At 58.2% G+C, this 15,575-nt stretch carries 12 protein-coding genes and 2 pseudogenes; 5 read left to right on the top strand and 9 right to left on the bottom strand.

What is annotated here, in order from left to right; translation table 11 throughout:
* Positions 1-86: 86 nt before the first annotated feature.
* Positions 87-584 (top strand): annotated as a pseudogene (locus GRX66_RS00275) (IS200/IS605 family accessory protein TnpB-related protein); the annotation flags it as partial.
* 10 nt (positions 585-594) lie between these two features.
* On the opposite strand, the gene GRX66_RS00270 reads toward GRX66_RS00275, so the two are convergent.
* Positions 595-1,836 (bottom strand): RNA-guided endonuclease InsQ/TnpB family protein, encoded by a 1,242-nt coding sequence (locus tag GRX66_RS00270; RefSeq protein ID WP_159524714.1) that lies wholly within the window; start codon positions 1,834-1,836, stop codon positions 595-597.
* 101 nt (positions 1,837-1,937) lie between these two features.
* Here GRX66_RS00270 and GRX66_RS19695 point away from each other — a divergent pair.
* Positions 1,938-2,114 (top strand): annotated as a pseudogene (locus GRX66_RS19695) (RNA-guided endonuclease TnpB family protein); the annotation flags it as partial.
* A gap of 247 nt (positions 2,115-2,361) precedes the next feature.
* On the opposite strand, the gene GRX66_RS00260 reads toward GRX66_RS19695, so the two are convergent.
* The 8 genes from GRX66_RS00260 to GRX66_RS00225 all read right to left on the bottom strand — a co-directional run bounded on the left by GRX66_RS00260 (position 2,362) and on the right by GRX66_RS00225 (position 12,600).
* Entirely contained in the window at positions 2,362-2,829 is a 468-nt protein-coding gene (locus GRX66_RS00260) for a type II toxin-antitoxin system VapC family toxin (RefSeq protein WP_159524713.1), read from the bottom strand.
* Positions 2,822-3,106, bottom strand: a complete 285-nt coding sequence (locus GRX66_RS00255) for an AbrB/MazE/SpoVT family DNA-binding domain-containing protein (RefSeq protein ID WP_159524712.1) — start codon at positions 3,104-3,106, stop codon at positions 2,822-2,824. Before GRX66_RS00255 ends, GRX66_RS00260 begins: the two co-directional genes overlap by 8 nt.
* Positions 3,107-3,150: 44 nt before the next feature.
* The gene (locus tag GRX66_RS00250) at positions 3,151-4,410 is read right to left on the bottom strand and encodes an RNA-guided endonuclease InsQ/TnpB family protein (protein WP_159524711.1); all 1,260 of its coding nucleotides are present in this window, start codon (positions 4,408-4,410) and stop codon (positions 3,151-3,153) included.
* Positions 4,411-4,413: 3 nt separating this feature from the next.
* Entirely contained in the window at positions 4,414-4,554 is a 141-nt protein-coding gene (locus tag GRX66_RS00245; protein ID WP_159524710.1) for a DUF2080 family transposase-associated protein, read from the bottom strand.
* Between the two features lie 1,144 nt (positions 4,555-5,698).
* Positions 5,699-7,729 (bottom strand): hypothetical protein, encoded by a 2,031-nt coding sequence (locus tag GRX66_RS00240; RefSeq protein WP_159524709.1) that lies wholly within the window; start codon positions 7,727-7,729, stop codon positions 5,699-5,701.
* Positions 7,730-7,829: 100 nt separating this feature from the next.
* Entirely contained in the window at positions 7,830-10,097 is a 2,268-nt protein-coding gene (locus tag GRX66_RS00235; protein WP_159524708.1) for a hypothetical protein, read from the bottom strand.
* A 118-nt stretch (positions 10,098-10,215) separates the two neighbouring features.
* Positions 10,216-11,031, bottom strand: coding sequence for a hypothetical protein (locus tag GRX66_RS00230; protein WP_159524707.1), 816 nt, complete (start codon positions 11,029-11,031; stop codon positions 10,216-10,218).
* A 1,113-nt stretch (positions 11,032-12,144) separates the two neighbouring features.
* A complete protein-coding gene (locus tag GRX66_RS00225; protein ID WP_159524706.1) occupies positions 12,145-12,600 on the bottom strand; it encodes a MarR family transcriptional regulator in 456 nt (151 codons plus the stop codon).
* A gap of 637 nt (positions 12,601-13,237) precedes the next feature.
* Here GRX66_RS00225 and GRX66_RS00220 point away from each other — a divergent pair.
* The 3 genes from GRX66_RS00220 to GRX66_RS00210 are packed head-to-tail and all read left to right on the top strand — an operon-like array spanning position 13,238 to position 15,366.
* Positions 13,238-13,531 (top strand): hypothetical protein, encoded by a 294-nt coding sequence (locus GRX66_RS00220; protein WP_159524705.1) that lies wholly within the window; start codon positions 13,238-13,240, stop codon positions 13,529-13,531.
* 57 nt (positions 13,532-13,588) lie between these two features.
* A complete protein-coding gene (locus tag GRX66_RS00215; RefSeq protein WP_159524704.1) occupies positions 13,589-14,596 on the top strand; it encodes an ABC transporter ATP-binding protein in 1,008 nt (335 codons plus the stop codon).
* Positions 14,593-15,366 carry an ABC transporter permease gene (locus GRX66_RS00210; protein ID WP_159524703.1) on the top strand — a complete coding sequence of 258 codons (774 nt, stop codon included), beginning with the start codon at positions 14,593-14,595 and terminating at the stop codon, positions 15,364-15,366. Before GRX66_RS00215 ends, GRX66_RS00210 begins: the two co-directional genes overlap by 4 nt.
* Positions 15,367-15,575: the final 209 nt, after the last annotated feature.

Genomic DNA, 15,575 nt, shown 5'->3' with positions numbered 1-15,575 from the left:
GGCCACAGGACGCTCCCGAGCGAGGGTCGAAACCCGCCCCGCCGACCTCGGGAGAGCCAGTCCTGAAACCGACCGGCAGCAGGCCGGGTTCTCCGGTTCGCCCCTGACTGTGGGCCGACGACGGCAAGGCCGTTCGTCGGCTCCGCAAAACCTACTTCACCGCCAAGAGACGGCTTCAGCAGCGCGGCAGTGAACAAATCGCAGAGTCCTACGGTGACGCACTGTGGAACCAGATTGACGATGTGCTCCACCGTGTGACCCGCGAGGTCGTGGAGTACGCCGAATCCGTCGAGAACCCAGTGCTGGTGCTGGAAGACCTGACGTACATCCGCGAGAACATGGACTACGGCGAGTACATGAATCGGCGGTTGCACGGGTGGGGCTTTGCCAAGCTCCACGCACAGATTCGCTACAAGGCCGTCGAGAAGGGGATTTCCGTCGAGACGGTGAATCCCCGGAACACGTCGAAAGCGTGCCACGCCTGCGGTGAACACGGCTACCGGCCACGACAGGCGACGTTCAGATGCTCGAACGACGACTGCTGGCTCGGTGAGTATCAAGCCGATGTGAATGGGGCGGTGAATCGCCTCGGGGTCAAGCCCCGAGGCTTCCCGTTTCTACGACGTGACTTGCAGACACAGACTCAAACTGAGTCGTGTCCGTAGCGGTCACAGTCTCCACAGGCGTGTCTTCGGGCCATCCCAGCCCTAACTCAGAAAAGCCGCGTTGCAGGACGTTCATCGCCGCATTCGCGTCTCTGTCCGTCTTGAATCCACACGCTGGACAGGAGTGTTCTCTGACCCAGATGGGTTTCGCCGTCTCCACACCGCACGATGCACACTCTTTGGTAGTGCCTCGCGCTTCGACCTGCTTGACGTGACAGCCGTACAGGTCGGCCTTGTATTCGAGTAGGGTGATGAACTGTCGCCAGGCCGCGTCCTGTTTGTTGCGAGCGTTATGCGACTGTTCCAGCATCCCCTTCACATTCAAGTCCTCAACGAATACAGCGTCGTACTCGCGGACCAGCCACGTCGTTATCTTGTGCTGATAGTCCAGCACCTTCCGCCGAATGTGACGGTTGACCTTCGCCACTTCCCGGCGTTGCTTCTCGTAGTTGTTCGACGCTTTCTCCTTCCGCGACAACTTGCGCTGTTCACGGCGAAGACGGTCGAATTCGTCTTCGAAGTCGAGCCAGTCCACGGTCTTGCCGTCGCTCGTGTGGATGTAGTTCTGGATGCCGAGGTCAATACCCACGCTGTTGCTCGCGTTGAGCGACTCCACATCGGGTTTCTCGGGCAGGTCTGAGTCGTTGGTTTCGAGGCCGAAGGAGACGAACCACTCACCAGTTGTCTCCTTCTTGAACGTGACTTCCTTGATGGAAGCGTAGTCGGGAATCGGGCGATGGTAACGGATTTTCACCCAGCCGATTTTGCTGAAGCGAACGTATACGTACTTGTCGCGCCCCCTCTTTTCATCGAGGTCGAAACCGGACTGGTTGTACGTCACGCTTCGGTACTCGGTGGGTGATTGCCGTTTGAGCCGACCAACGTTGTACCCTTTCTCTTTCTTCTTGCGAAGGTTCGAGAGGTTCCGGTGGAAGCGTGCAACAGTGGCTTGAGCGGCCTTCGAGTGCAGTTCACTAAAGACGGGCCACTTGCGTTTCCACCCGGGGAGTTTGTTGTTCTGGTCGTACTCACTCGGCTTGTCGTCCTCGGAGCTGTTCGTGTAGTCCCAGCGGACGTGGTTGTAGAGTTGGCGATGAACGTTCAGATGGCGTTCCAGTCGCTCCGCTACCTCTCCTGTTGGGTAGGCGTGGTAGCGGTGACTGTGTTCCATCGCTGTCCCTTGATTAGCGATGTGTTCACTTAATGGTTTGTATCACTGCGTGTCGGCTTCATCCCCGAGGTCAAGCCTCGGGGTATTCGCCTTGTCCGCCGATAAACATTGCAGACCGCTACCGTAGTGGAGAGAGTCACCGCCAAAGCGACCGGACTTCCCGGCAGAAGGCCGGTGACGATGACTCGGCTACGGATGGGGCCTCTTTGACCGGGCCACAAGACAGCCAAGCCGATGCTGAAAACCAGCAGACGACGCTTGGAACGTATGCGTCTTGAAACCAACAGGCCGCTACACTCGGCCTGAAATCCCGTGGTGGGATTCCTCCGCGTTCACGCGGACGAGGAGGTCAATAAGCGCTGAAAGATGGGGTCCTGTCTTGAAAAAGAGATAGATGGGCTGTGCAATTGGTTTCAGGTCAAGATAGATCTGCCCGAAATCTCAGAAACCCCAGACGCGGGCTACCAGGGAAGCCGTCGGCGTCGACGGCGGCTCGCTCGCACAGTGCCTTTCGAATGGAAGCGGTCAGTTTTCGAGGAACGTATTTAGTCGGCGGAATTCGTTGGTTGAGAGAATGATTTCGGTTTCGAATTCGTCGAACCGTTCGAAGTCGTCATCAATTGTTAACACTGTATTCACTCCTTCCTCGATAGCGACTTGTGCATAGTAGCCATCCCAGCCATCAACGTTTGCTTGACTGGCGTTTGCAAACGCGCCAGAAACGGTGCCTTCAGAGGGGCCATCGTGCCAGTGGATTCGCTTTGCGTCAGTGAAATTTTCTAGGAGTCGGGATGCATCGGCATTTGATCGTCCGTAGTACGTCGTGAGGACAGTATGTGCGCCAAACACTGCAGGATAGGGAACAACAGCATCGATGTTGCCAGCAATCCCGTCACGAACATACGAAAGCGCAGACTCGCGGCCTGGTGCTTTTGTGTGTGCGAGGGCGATGACACCAACATCGAAGAGATACGGCCCGCCAGCGTCACTCATCGCTGGCGTTGTTTGCGGCCTTCCGTACGGCAGTTCGGTGTTTGTCGGCGATTGGGTCGACGCCGTCGGCAAGTGGCGTTGTCTCCCCAGTCTCTGAGGCTGTTTCCTCGATGAGCTCTGTCATTCGGTCGAGGATTTCACGGGGGTTGTCTTCGGGTTCGACGACTGCTTTGCCGTCTTCTTCGTGGATGTCGACTTCTGTTCCAGGCGTGATATCGAGTTGTTCACGTAGTTCCTGCGGGAGGACGATTCGTCCTTTCGAATCCACCTTCACCATATTCCCACATTAGGTGGGAGTACGTATAGCCGTTTCGGGGTGAACTACCCCTGCCTACTCGCCGCCTTGGGCGGCTCCTTGAGGCAGGGGCTTCCTGCTTCCAAGACGCGCTTTGCAGGAACAACCGCAGTTCCCGTAGGGAGCGCAGTCTCCACAGGCGTTCCTTCGGAGTGACCCACTCCTAGGTCGGTGAGGCCGCGAGAAAGAATGTTCCACGCTGCGTTTTCATCTCTGTCCGCTTCAAAGCCACAGGCAGGACAGGAATGTTCACGCACCCAGAGCGGTTTGTCTGTCTTGACGCCACAGGACGCACATTCCTTGGTCGTGCCTTCTGGGTCAACCTCCACGAAATGTGTGCCTTCACGCTTGCATTTGTATTCGAGCAAATCGGTGAAGGTGTTCCACGCCGCAGACGCCGTGTTGCGGCTATTGCCCGGCGATGCCAGCATTCCCTTCACGTCAAGGTCTTCGACGGCCACCAGGTCGTACTCCCGAGCATAGTAGTTCGAGAGTTTGTGCAGGAAGTCACGCCGCTTGCGTTTGATTTCCTGGTGGCACTCGGCAACACGCCGACGTTGTTTCTCCCAGTTGTTCGACCTATGCTCTTTGCGCGAGAGGTTCCGTTGCTCTCGTTCGAGCCTATCGCGTTCGTCCACGAGGTCGAGTGACCCAACTGCCGTGCCGTCAGTGTCGTGGGCATACTTCAGAATACCCACGTCGATGCCAACCATGTCGTCGTCGTTGATCTCCGCCAGCGACGGTTTGGACGGTTCCTCTTTGTCGTCGACGGCGAGGGAGGCATACCACTCCCCGGTCGGTTCTTTCTTGAGCGTGACTTCTTTCACCGTCTCATCGTCGGGGATTTGTCGGTGGCACTCAATGGGAATATCCGCGAGTTTCGACAACGAGAGCACAGTCTGACCGTTCTTCTTGTCGAACTCGAAGCCAGACTGGACGTAGGTGAAACTGCGGAAATCTCTGGGTGCCTTCCAGTTGAGACTGCCGACGTTGTAGCCCTTCTCTTTCAGTTCAGACAGTGCTGTGACACTGTCTTCAATCCGCATGACTGTGGCCTGTGCGACCGTCGAGTACAGGTCGTTCAACTCGTCCCACCAGTCTTTGAGGTCGGTGAGTTGGCCGCGGACTTGCCGCACCCGTTGATTGAGTGTTCCCGCCGATTCGGGAATCTTGTTAAACTCGGTGAGAGCGTGGTTGTAGAGTTGCCTACAGGTGTCTCGGTGGTAATCCAACAGCTCACGCTGGTCAGCAGTTGGCTTGAGCCGGAACCTGTAGGCGTAATGCATTGGTTACTCAGTTGGTTCTGATGTTCGGATGATTTTCACGTCTGCGCCACGCCAGTCTTTAGGAACGAGGACGTGTGCGCCGTTGCCGGTGGCTTTCACCTCGCCTTCAATGACTTCGTGGCCTTCAATTTCGTGTCTATCCATCACCAGTGTTTACACATTGTTTCAACATAAACGTATCGGATCGTGGGCCTGTGGGCCAGCAACAGGCAGGCGTATGAAAGATGATGACGGCGGTGTATCCCCTCCCTACTGCGCTACTCGGCCTTCGGCCTGCGTTGCTCCTTGAGGAAGGGGGCTTACCGCCTGCAATCAGCTAACACACCGGCACCGACAACACCACACAGTATATTTCGACTGCCTGCTCCAGTCCTCGAAGCCTTCCATGCGGAACAAGCGCAATACCACGGCGGTGGACCCGATGATTTTTGAATCCCTGATTGTAGTCGAATTTGCTGGAGGGCAGTTAGGACCCTAGTTAAGAGGGGGGCTTTGTGGGGTAGGGGGTATTGGGCAAAATCCCCATACGTAGGAGGTTAATGGGGCCAGGATACGACTGATAAGAACAAAAAGACTAGAACGAAAGCCCCGATTGTGGGGTTGTGAGTGGAATCCGGCGCGGAGGCGAGAGTTCCAACCGTCCATTCAGGTGGGGTGGGTCCTTGGCGTGGTTGCTTGGATTTTCAGTCGGCCTGTTCGCTCAGGGAAATCCAAATGTTGAGCCGCTCATTAATTATATAATTCTGTCATATTTGTATCGGTTTGAGGTGTTGGTGATCGCGGGGAGTATCTCCAATAGTATTACTTATCCTACATATTGTATGTGTTCCATGGTATGTTTCGGTTGGCCAGTCGAGAGTGTGTCTTTTCTGTCGGGGGTCACTTTGAGGGTTGGGTGGTGGTGGCTCCGGCCTGGCGTAACGCGAGTGTTGGGCGGATGGTCATGTGTTAGGGGGGTCTTCTTGTTGTTCTTATCAGTCGGGAGTTAGCCCCCTTAATTGGCTGACGGGGAAGCGATACGTCTCCGATTCCTGGGGGGTGGTGTTCACCCGTTCAGACCGCCCTTTCACTCCCCTTCTAACTCCGTACTTGGGCTGTCATAGTGGGAGTGGTTCAGGGTTGAATCCGCATTTGGGGACAGACTCCGTCGTGGCGGCACACTGGTATGAATGGCGTAATTATCACTTTTATAATCTGTTGTTTAGGTGTTCTTTCGAGGTGTTCTGTTGGTGGTATTGGTATATTCGGCTTTGGGGTGGCTGCCAGAAAATATCAGGTGTACGAGTGTTCAGTCGGGGTTGTTTCGTGCGGGTGGCGTATACCGGAGTGTTCGGCCGTCGATTGTGGTTCGTGACTGGGTGGGACGCGTCGGCGGGGTGGTGTCGTGGAGTCGCTGGAGATGGATCCAGCCGGGGGGCCGCGGTGGTCGGTCGCTTTGGTGGCGAGCGTAGGAGACGACTTCGGGGAGTGTCGTCTGCATGTGGAGTGTCCCGGAGTCGTCGGGAATCGTATACGTCTCCCAGAACGCGGTCGCGACGTCATCGGGACTGCGATTCGAGAGGGGGCTGGTGGTCGAGGGGTGGCGGATGTCTGTAAAGTTCGGGCCGTCTTGGGCGTAGACGGTTGCTGTTTCACGGCCGGTTGCGAGATGGACGGGGCGTGCTGGCGCCTGAATCGGGGTTGCCATCTTGTTGACTGTCTCGCGGCGTTCGTCGGTTGTCGTGCCGTCTGGGTGCGTGACGGTTACTGGTTCACCGTCGGTCGAAACGCAGACGAATTGCTCGGCGATTGTTGCAAGCGGCGCTGTCAGTGGCGCGCTCGCGACGACCGTGCCATCGATGATACAGCGAAGTTCGTTGTCCGGCGTTATAACCCACCGTTCGACGGGGTGTTCGCGGGAGCGGACCGCGACCCCCTTCTGACACGATAGTGGTGTTGGCTTGGGGTACAGCGTTGTCAGGGTCTCCGGTGGCGTGGGTTTGAACGGCCGGCCGAGGATCGTGGCCGCCTGCGTGGCGCGCGTCTGCGATGGCGCGAACACGCTGACGCCGGCGGTGCCAGCCTCGTGGTGGGCGTGCCAGACTGCTGCGAGGAGGCGTCCAGGCTGGAGGGCGTCCCCTGCCGAAAGGTACGCCAGCGTCCGAGTGCCATCAGCTGCAGTCCGCTGGAACGCAACGCCGGGCGGGGATGATGGCCGTGCTGTTAGCGTCTCGCCACGCTCGAGACACCACCGCCGCACGGATCCCTCGAACGCTGACACGGACCCGCCATCCGTCGCTGGGGTCTTCTTCGTGGCGTGGGCGGTCGGATCAGCGTCGGTCATGGTCAGGCCGTGTGGGATCATTATGGGGGTGACGAGTGTTACTTGGATGGGGGCTCGCCCAGCGACGTGGGTCCAGACGGAGTCTGGATACAGGCGGCTGACGACGGGATACAGCGCTGGCAGCTCGCCAGGGGCGGCGGTGAGTCGGCCGGTCACCCCGTACTGCTCGTACACTTCGGCGAGCGGGTCAGCTGGCGCCTGCGTCCACAGTTGGGCGTACTCGTGGGCGGAGGCGGTCACGGTGAGCGCCTGCTTCGTCGGGGTGTCGGTGTACCGTGAGTGGATCGTCTGCCGGAGCACCGGGCGGTCAGCCCGGTGTCGGTCTTCGACCCGTCGCGTCCACCCATTCTCCGCCGGGAGCTCCCAGTTAGTTACCAGGTCCGGGGCGTCGATCGTGTCGCTCAGCGACCCTGGGTGTGTCTGGGCGAATGCGTCACGGGACGTGATCTGGCTTGACGGCGTGAAATCGACGAGCCGGACGGCGACCTCGATATCGCCAGCCGGACTCTCCTCGGCCACGACACTGAACGCGTGGGGCTGTCCATCGATTTCTTCGAGGACGGGCGCGAGTGCTGGTGGTGTCGTCGAGAAGGACGCTGGTGCGGTCGGCTCTTCTGCGAGTAGTCGCTGTGTGAACGCATCCGTGCGTCCAATCGGGGTGGTCTCGACGGCAACGACAGCCAGTCCGATGTCGTCGGCCGTGTCGGCGTCTGCGAGCGCGGCGAGCGTCTGCGTTTCGGGCGTGACGTCACTGGTGTTGATGTCTTGCAGCGGTGGTGGGTTTGTGGGTGGTGAGCCAGCTCGCAGCAGCGTTCGCTGCCGGGTTACCCCGGGGAGCGAGAGGTAGGTGATTGGCCCGCAATCGTACGTTCGAACGGCGTCGTGGACGATGTTGGCGACGGTTTTGTGCAGCGGGCTCGCGTGTCGCGGCCGCGATGCTCGCGGATCACGAATGAATTCAAGTGCTTGCCAAGTATCGTGGGGTGGTTCAGTCATAGCTGGGAATCGTCGAACAGGATTGGGTCGCTGGTGGTTGGTGTGGAACTCACGAGAGTAGGGGAGACAATGCAGGTGACAGCCTCGGGGTGGGATGTCGCTATTCAGGCTCGGATTCCGAGTCCGAGTCTGTGTCTGGGTCGTAGTCGGCGGGCGGGCTTGCTTGATGCGGTGAGTCGAGGCTGGGGGCGAACAGCCAGTCGTACCCGTCGAAGTAGCGGTAATCGTTGCCCGTGCCGCTCGTTTTCGCCTGCTTGAACGGTTTTGGGTGGTGGCCGCCCATGACTGACCTGATCGGCGCATCGAACTGCGAGTGCCCCTCGAACCACGGCGTGAACGCGGCTTCTAAGTCATCGTAGGTCAACTCCGGGCCATCCCGCTCGATGATGAACGTGTCATGGAAGGCTTCGACACCGGCTTCCTGGGTGTCCGTCCGGTCGTTCGTCTCCCAGTCCGGGGATGGGTCGTAAACCTCGAGTTGATTCGTCTGCTCGTCGCGGTACGTGACCGTCACCGCGTGCAGGTAACTGAGCGCCACCGGCACGTGCGGTTCACGAATCCACGTCCAGTCAGCGAGAAACGCCTGCTTTTCACTGTACGTCGTAATCGCCGTCCCGTCCGCGGTCTCAATGCGGTGAGTACCGTCATCGGTCTTCCGATAGTACCCACACCGCTCGGCCGGCAGTTCCTCAGTGCTCGTTGCTGCTTCGTCACCAGTCCCAACGATCGGCCACTCGAAGCTGGCGACATCGTCGGTTGCTGGACCACGGGCCAGTTCGCCGTGGTCGTCGCAAACGATGAGCGTCCGTGATTTGAGCTCGTAGGTCGTGTTGCCGTCGCCGCGCCGGACAAGATACCGCCCGTCGACAGCCTGCACGCGGTCGGTTCCATTGTACAACTCGATTCGGTCCTCGAGGCGTTTCTTGTACGGCTCGTCGAGATGCTTGTACCCAAGTTCGACGTTCGATTGGTTGTACACGAAGATGACGTGCCGGCCGGCAGCCATCGCTCGTTCAGCGTTGCGCAGCGTGTTCGCCGCCTTCGTGGCGTTTTTGCTTTCAGGCTCAACGGCGACAATATCCGAGTCAACCTGGATGCCGAGTGTCTTGATGGTGCCGTTGGTTGTGATGCGGTTATCTGGGAGGGTATCGGTGGTCTGGTCGACTTCTTCGATATCGTCCCCGCCTTCGCTGAAGACTCGCCGGGCGAACTGTCCGAGCGAGCGGTGGACGGGTCCGCCCTCGTTTTCAACACCGGTCTCATCGGACGGGGTATCCTCTCGGCCTTCGCCGAGTCCAAACTCGGCTGGGGTTTCGATCTCGATTGGTTCAATCGAATTGAACTCCGGTGGGTCGCGTCCGCGGACGTCACGCCACGGGTTCGTCTTCCACCGTAGCGTTACCGTTCGGACGAAGGGTTTGAGCTGGGCTTCTAGCGCTGGGATCCACCCGTATCGGTTGAATTCGTCTTTGAGGATGAACTCGGTGGTCGTGTCACCACTCATGAGCCGTCGGTGTGCAGTCTGCCCGAGAACGACGTCTTTGATCGTGTCGGCTTCACGTCGGACTTGCTGTTTGCCCTTATACGGCGTCTCTTTTTCGTAGCTGTAGCTCGCTCGATACGAGTCGTTTCCGTCGACGTGTTCGGTGTAACTCGTCTTCCAGTAGGGGGCCGCCAGCGCCGCATCGTGATTCGAGACGAGGTTGCCGTCACCGAAGACGTGGGCGAGATCCGATGGCTTCCCGCGTTCAACGAGTTTCGCGAACTCGCGGTCACTGACGTAGTTGTCCTTCGGCCGGTACGTCGCACACCGGACGCACAGACTGTACCCGCCATCCTCGCCACTGATGATGACCTGGTAGATGAACGGGTCGTGGGCCTGCCGGAACGCATCGAACAGCACAGCAAGTGGGTTCGCTTTGCTGTTACCCGGCGTCATCCGGTTCCCGTCTTTCAGCGAGTACAATCGCGTCGTCGTCACATCGGTAATCCCGACGGGTTCAAGGTCGAGATGCCCGATCTCGGCGGTTACCGAACTTGGATAGCGGCGCTTGACCGACTGCTTGAGGTTACTCACCGGCCGCGAGTAGATCTTTTTCGTGAACGAATCGAGCGTCGATTGGGTATCGCTCCGACCATCGAGTACTGATGGCCGCGGATGGAGCACGAACTCAAGTCCATACGGGCCCGGGAACATGAGAACTTCGACGCCCGCGATACAGCTTTCACCACACACGTCGCTAATAACCCACAGCAACACCCCATGGATGTCCTCGGGGAGCTCCTCACGTTTCGCAGGGTCGCGCGGCAGCCGGATCCGAATCGCGTTCTGGCGCTGTTTTGGACCACCCTGCAGGCTCCGCACCATCGTCGGACTAGCCGGAACATTCGACGGCGCCGGAAGTTCCTCGGAGTCCTCACTGTCTTCGCTGTCTGGGTCCTGGTATGCGTCAAGCTGCTGCGGTTGAATTGACATGGATTATGAACTACCTGTCCTCCCACTCGCGTTGAGCAACGAGATGGAGTCGAGTGACCGCCAACGCCGGTGGGGCGGACATCGCCCAGGGCTCGTCTCCCAGAACCCGCGGGGGCTTCGTCTCCTGCCCAAGCGACTCCGGAGCGCGATTCCGCGCGGGGTTGTCCGCAGTGAGTCCGCTATCACTGAGGACAGCGACGACGACACCGTGACCGTCCCCCGGTTGATCAGTAATAACCGGTTTCCGTACCAGATACGATGACTCCGGGAGTGTTTCGGTGCTCTCCAGTTCGGTGACCGTCGACTCGTATCCGGGGCGTTTTTTGATGGATCTGGCCGCCGGATTCGATGGCTCAGTCTCACTTTCAGATGCGTTCGCGAGTCTCAATGTGGCTGAGAGCACAGTCCCGTCAGGCGGTGACTGTTCATCGGTCGTTGCAATCCAGACGTGGGGCTCGGAGACGGCGAGTCGAGAGCCATCGAGGACGAACTGTGCTGGATGGAGGAAACACTCGACACCGCAGTCGGTCCGCCTTCGAACCGGGTTCCGGAGGAGCTCTCGGACGCGGCTAGCTATCCCCGGTGAGCCGGTTACGAGATGGATGCGTGCGTGCCGGCTGAGTTGATCGACGTTCCTGAGGAGTACACCCGGTTTCGTAGGGTTGCGTAGAGACGCGACGACAGCAATTGGCTGGTCATCACGAGCCACCCACAGGGTGGCGGCGTCAGCCCGCTGGAAACCTGGGGCGTCTGTGATTGTATAGCCCGCTTGCCGATACGCCGCTGAAAGCGAGCGGTGGTTTGGACCTGCTTGGTTGTCTGTCATTGGCGACGGTGTAGCCCCCTCACGGAGTGCTATTAGGGAGCGATGTCGAGCAGACGCGCGTTCGAGCGTCGAACGACCGTTCGGCTGCGGAACCCACTATCCAATCAGCCAGTGAATTTATATCCTAGGTCGAGTTTGCCGGGGAATCGCGATGGAATTATCTTGCATCGGGAATTTGAAACCAACAGAAACGCCAGATGATGGCCAGTCGAAACGACACCGAGGCGCTACCCGACGAACTTCACGAGGCACTCTCCGAAGCGGGTTTTGACCAACTGCGGAAGCACTCACGGTGGACGTACGCGAGAGTATTCGTTCGTAACGAGGCGGATAGTCCACCCCGAGCGCTCACTCGTCACGAAGTCGAAGCCGATCTCCAAGACCACACTGCTATCGACCCCGCGAAATCATCAAGCCACCCGGCGTTAACCGATCTCGTCGAAGCCGGCATTCTGGATCGCGATACGAGTCGAGAACCCCACCAGTACTGGCTGTCGAACTCACTGAACCTCTCCACTGAGTCGACGACTGACGCGACAGTACCTGAACCAGATTCTAGCAGTGACGGGTCCGAACACTCATCAAGTCCAAGAGCGAATGACGCTGAAGAATCACGGTTTCAGTACCTAGCGTTTGAGCGTCTTTGGCTCTCTGCGCTCGTGGTCGGATTGAGCCTGACACTGCTAACGCTCGTATTGCTTAGACTCTCAGCTCCACCCACACTTTCGATTGGAAGCGCAGCGCTTGCGTGGGGAGCCCTTTCAACTGGCTTCGTTGTCATCGTCGTCAGTGTATTTTACCACTGGCAGTGACATCCTCCTCCGTCCTCAGGCCCAAGGGGTTGTCAAAATGCGTTGAGGTATGGTGAATAGTGGGTTGTCCGTCGCGGGCTTCCCGACTCACGGTGGGCAACTGACAGTTAACTCTCCCAAGGCTCCGGGACCAGGAAACCGAATTGAGGATTCATCTCGTACTTTGAACAAGAGGCAGAGGTGACCGCCACGGAAAAGTCCCACACTCAACATAGCGAGTGTCTGCTAGCCACCATCGAGTAAGTAGGTCCGTTGACACCTGATAGGGTGCTTCCTAGTACCTTCCTGTGGACGAGAGCATCTAGCCGGTTGAGTTTTGTTCTTCGATTTCTGCGACGAGACCCTCAGCGTCTTCCTCAACAGTTCTTGAGGATCGCGAGTCAACGGTGTCTGAATCGTCCTCCATGCCGATGCTTGATACTTGATCGTCCCATCCTGGTTCGGCGTAGACATCGTCGTCTGGAGTCGAATCGAAAAGTTGCTCGACTGCATCCACTGATTCGAGTCGCCGCTTCAACCGGTCAGCTTGATACGGATTGACGTAATAGACTCCATCCTCCTGGTTAATGAGTGCTGACGTCGAGAGCGCTCCCAGCGATTCTGCCGCACGTGAGGTACTAAGTTCAGTGTTGGCTGCGATTTCCGCGGGTGTGGCTCCGGCCTCGTAATCGGTGACGAGCACACGAAGTACCTCGTAGTCCGCCGTCTCTGGTTTGATCGGAAAGGGCTCGTCGAGAGAACAGACCATCTTGGCCACTAATTCACACTCCGTGACAATAATTCATTCGTACAACACCGGATCCGTCTAACCCTACCCTATTCTAAAGAACCAGTCCACACGAACTTGACGAGGAGCTGGTTGGTCCTGATGAATGCGAAGGCGAACGACAGTGCTGCCGCTCACGAATGAGGAGACCCCGAGAAAAGCAAGCGTTGCCACCCGTAATCCACCTTGGCAATCTTTCGCCCGAACGGCTTCGACCGCATCAAGTAATCGTCATTCAGATCCCATCCCCGACCCAGGTTGAAAAGCAGATCCGCCAACACTCACGCGTTGGAGCGCGCGACCGCCCAGAACCGAACCAACGCGCGAACGGCATCCTGGTCGGTGTTCGTTAACGGCGTGAAGGTCGGTTTCACAACCCGGTAGTCCATCTCCGCGTTCCAGCGAGCCGCGTCCTGACGGAGTTTCGTACGGACGGTCTCGCGGGTATCCGGGATGACGTGGCTGGTGAGGTAGACGAACCTTGGCCCGTCGTACCCCTCGAGATCGCGTTGGTTGGATTCCGCAGGGGCCCAGTTGGCCTGTCTTGGTGGCGAACGAATTGAGGAACCGATACGGTGCGGGGTCGGACTCGATTTCTGGGTGGAGACACCGGGCGTACTACGCTCGTGTGAGCGAAGGGGTTGGTGACGCGGTGGCGGTCGCCGGTGATGTCCTGAGACGTGAACTGCGTACCGTCAGAAACAGTGGATTCGAAGGCGAGTTGGTAAAGCTGTTCGGCGAGCGGTGTCTGGTGGTCGCTGGGCAGGGAGGCGGCTTACTCGAATCGTGCTTCAGCGGCGAGTCGTACTTCCAGCAACTGTGGCACGGTTCACGTGAGCGAATCAGTGCTGTGAATAAGGGTCTCTCGTGGCTGACAGAAATTGACGGACCCATGGCTGTATCGGTCAGAGATTCGGAGTGAGTTCTTTTCTCATGTTGTGTACGCTTAAGACCGCCCACCGAAAAATAGCCCCAAACGATGTGTCCCCGCACAACCGGTCCTCCAGAACACGACGCCGTTGTTTCGGTCTCGGCCCTCACAAAACGCTATACCGGGGAAACGGGACGGGTCACAGCCGTTGATGACATTTCATTTGATATTCAGTCCGGACAAATTGTCGGACTTCTCGGCCCAAACGGCGCTGGGAAAACGACAACCGTCAAAACTGTTCTCGGACTCGTCACTCCCACTCGTGGCGATGTTTCTATTCACGGCGTCCCTGTGCATGAGGCGCGTTCCCGGGCATACAACTACGTGAGTGCTGTCCTCGAAGGCGCACGCAACGTCTATTGGCGGTTGAGCGTACGCGAAAATCTCGCGTTCTTCGCTGGCCTCCATGGCATCGATCCACGGACACGCGGCGACAGACACGAGGCGATCATCGACACGCTCGGACTCACCGCAAAGGCAGACGAACCCGCCAAGAATCTCTCGCGTGGCATGAAGCAGAAAGTCGCGCTCGGCACCACCCTCGCCCGCGAAACGCCCGTCCTCTTCCTCGACGAACCGATGCTCGGCCTCGACGTCGAAACGACCCGTGACCTCCAAACCGAATTGCAACGCCTCGCCCAGGAAGAGGACAAAACGATCGTGATTACGAGCCACGACATGGATGTCATCGAAGCCGTCTGCGACCGCGTGATCGTTCTCAGTGACGGCGACATCGTCGCTGACGATTCCGTCGACAACTTACTCGACGTGTTCCAATCCCAATCCTACCGCGTCCAACTTGCCGGGAACCCGCCAGCGCACCTCCGGGAGCAACTCGACACCCGCTTCAAGCTACTCAACTGGCGGACCGACACTGACTCCGCGGAGTTCAAAATCGCGCTTGCAGGCAGCGAGGAGTTCTACGAGTGTGTCGAGATCCTTCAGACCGCAGAGGCGACTATCAGGTCGGTCACCGAAATCGAGCCTGATCTGGAAGACGTCTTCGTTGAGCTGACCACAGCTGAGTCAGTGTCACCGGAGGAGACGGAGACATGAATCGGCACCTCATCCTGTTTCGCGTGATCGCGAGCAAATCAGTGACGCTCTCGCGTCGCTATCTCGTGAATACAGTAGTGGGATTCGTGACCCTGTACGTGTTTTTCGCGCTCATATTCTTCGGCGGGCAGTTTGTGGCAGAAGAGTTGATTTCCCGATCAGTGGGACCGCTCGTTGTCGGGTATTTCCTCTTCACGATGGCAGTGTCGGCATACGCCGATCTCACGCACGACCTGACTGATGAGGCGCAGTGGGGAACGCTCGAACAGTTATCGATGTCCCCGTTCGGCTTCACAGAGGTAGTTGCGATGAAGACCGTGGTCAACCTCTTGGGAACGTTCGCTACCGGTATGGTCCTCCTGGTGTTGATGATGGCGACGACAGGGACGTGGCTTACAATTGCACCCCTCTCAGTCGTCGTGGTCGGTGTGTTGACGCTGCTCCCGGTGGTCGGCCTCGGATTCGTCTTCGGTGGGGCGGCGCTCGTCTACAAGCAGATTGAGAAGGTGTTTCCGCTGATCCAACTATCGTTTGCAGGCCTGATTGCCCTGCCAGTCCAAGACTATGCCCTGTTGAAGCTGCTTCCAATGTCGCTGGGGAGTCACGTATTGCAACGAGTGATGACGGATGGACTCCGCGTATGGGAACTTCCGGTATTCGACCTTGGGCTACTGGTCGGGCAGTCAGTTGTCTACCTTGCGATCGGATTATTGGTCTTCCGGGTTGGGACAGCCGAAGCACGCAAACGGGGTGTTCTCGGGCACTATTAATCGGTGAGGAGCGGTGGCCCATAGTTGAGAACTATCGACAACTCCCCTCTATTGGAATCAGTCAATAATGTGGATACCCGTTACTGACCGGTCTGGCTTCAACTGAAACGGTAGCGCGGAGTCCCCTTCCTCAAGGAGCGACCGTAGGGAGGGGAGGAGCGCGTTCGTATCTGTCACAAACACCGCTCTATAAGTAGTCACCCATTTAC

The sequence above is a fragment of the Halobacterium bonnevillei genome, assembly GCF_009831555.1.
In the GTDB taxonomy this organism is placed as follows: domain Archaea; phylum Halobacteriota; class Halobacteria; order Halobacteriales; family Halobacteriaceae; genus Halobacterium; species Halobacterium bonnevillei.
Note: the sequence above shows the minus strand (reverse complement) of the source record. Positions and strands in the feature narration are given on the sequence as shown.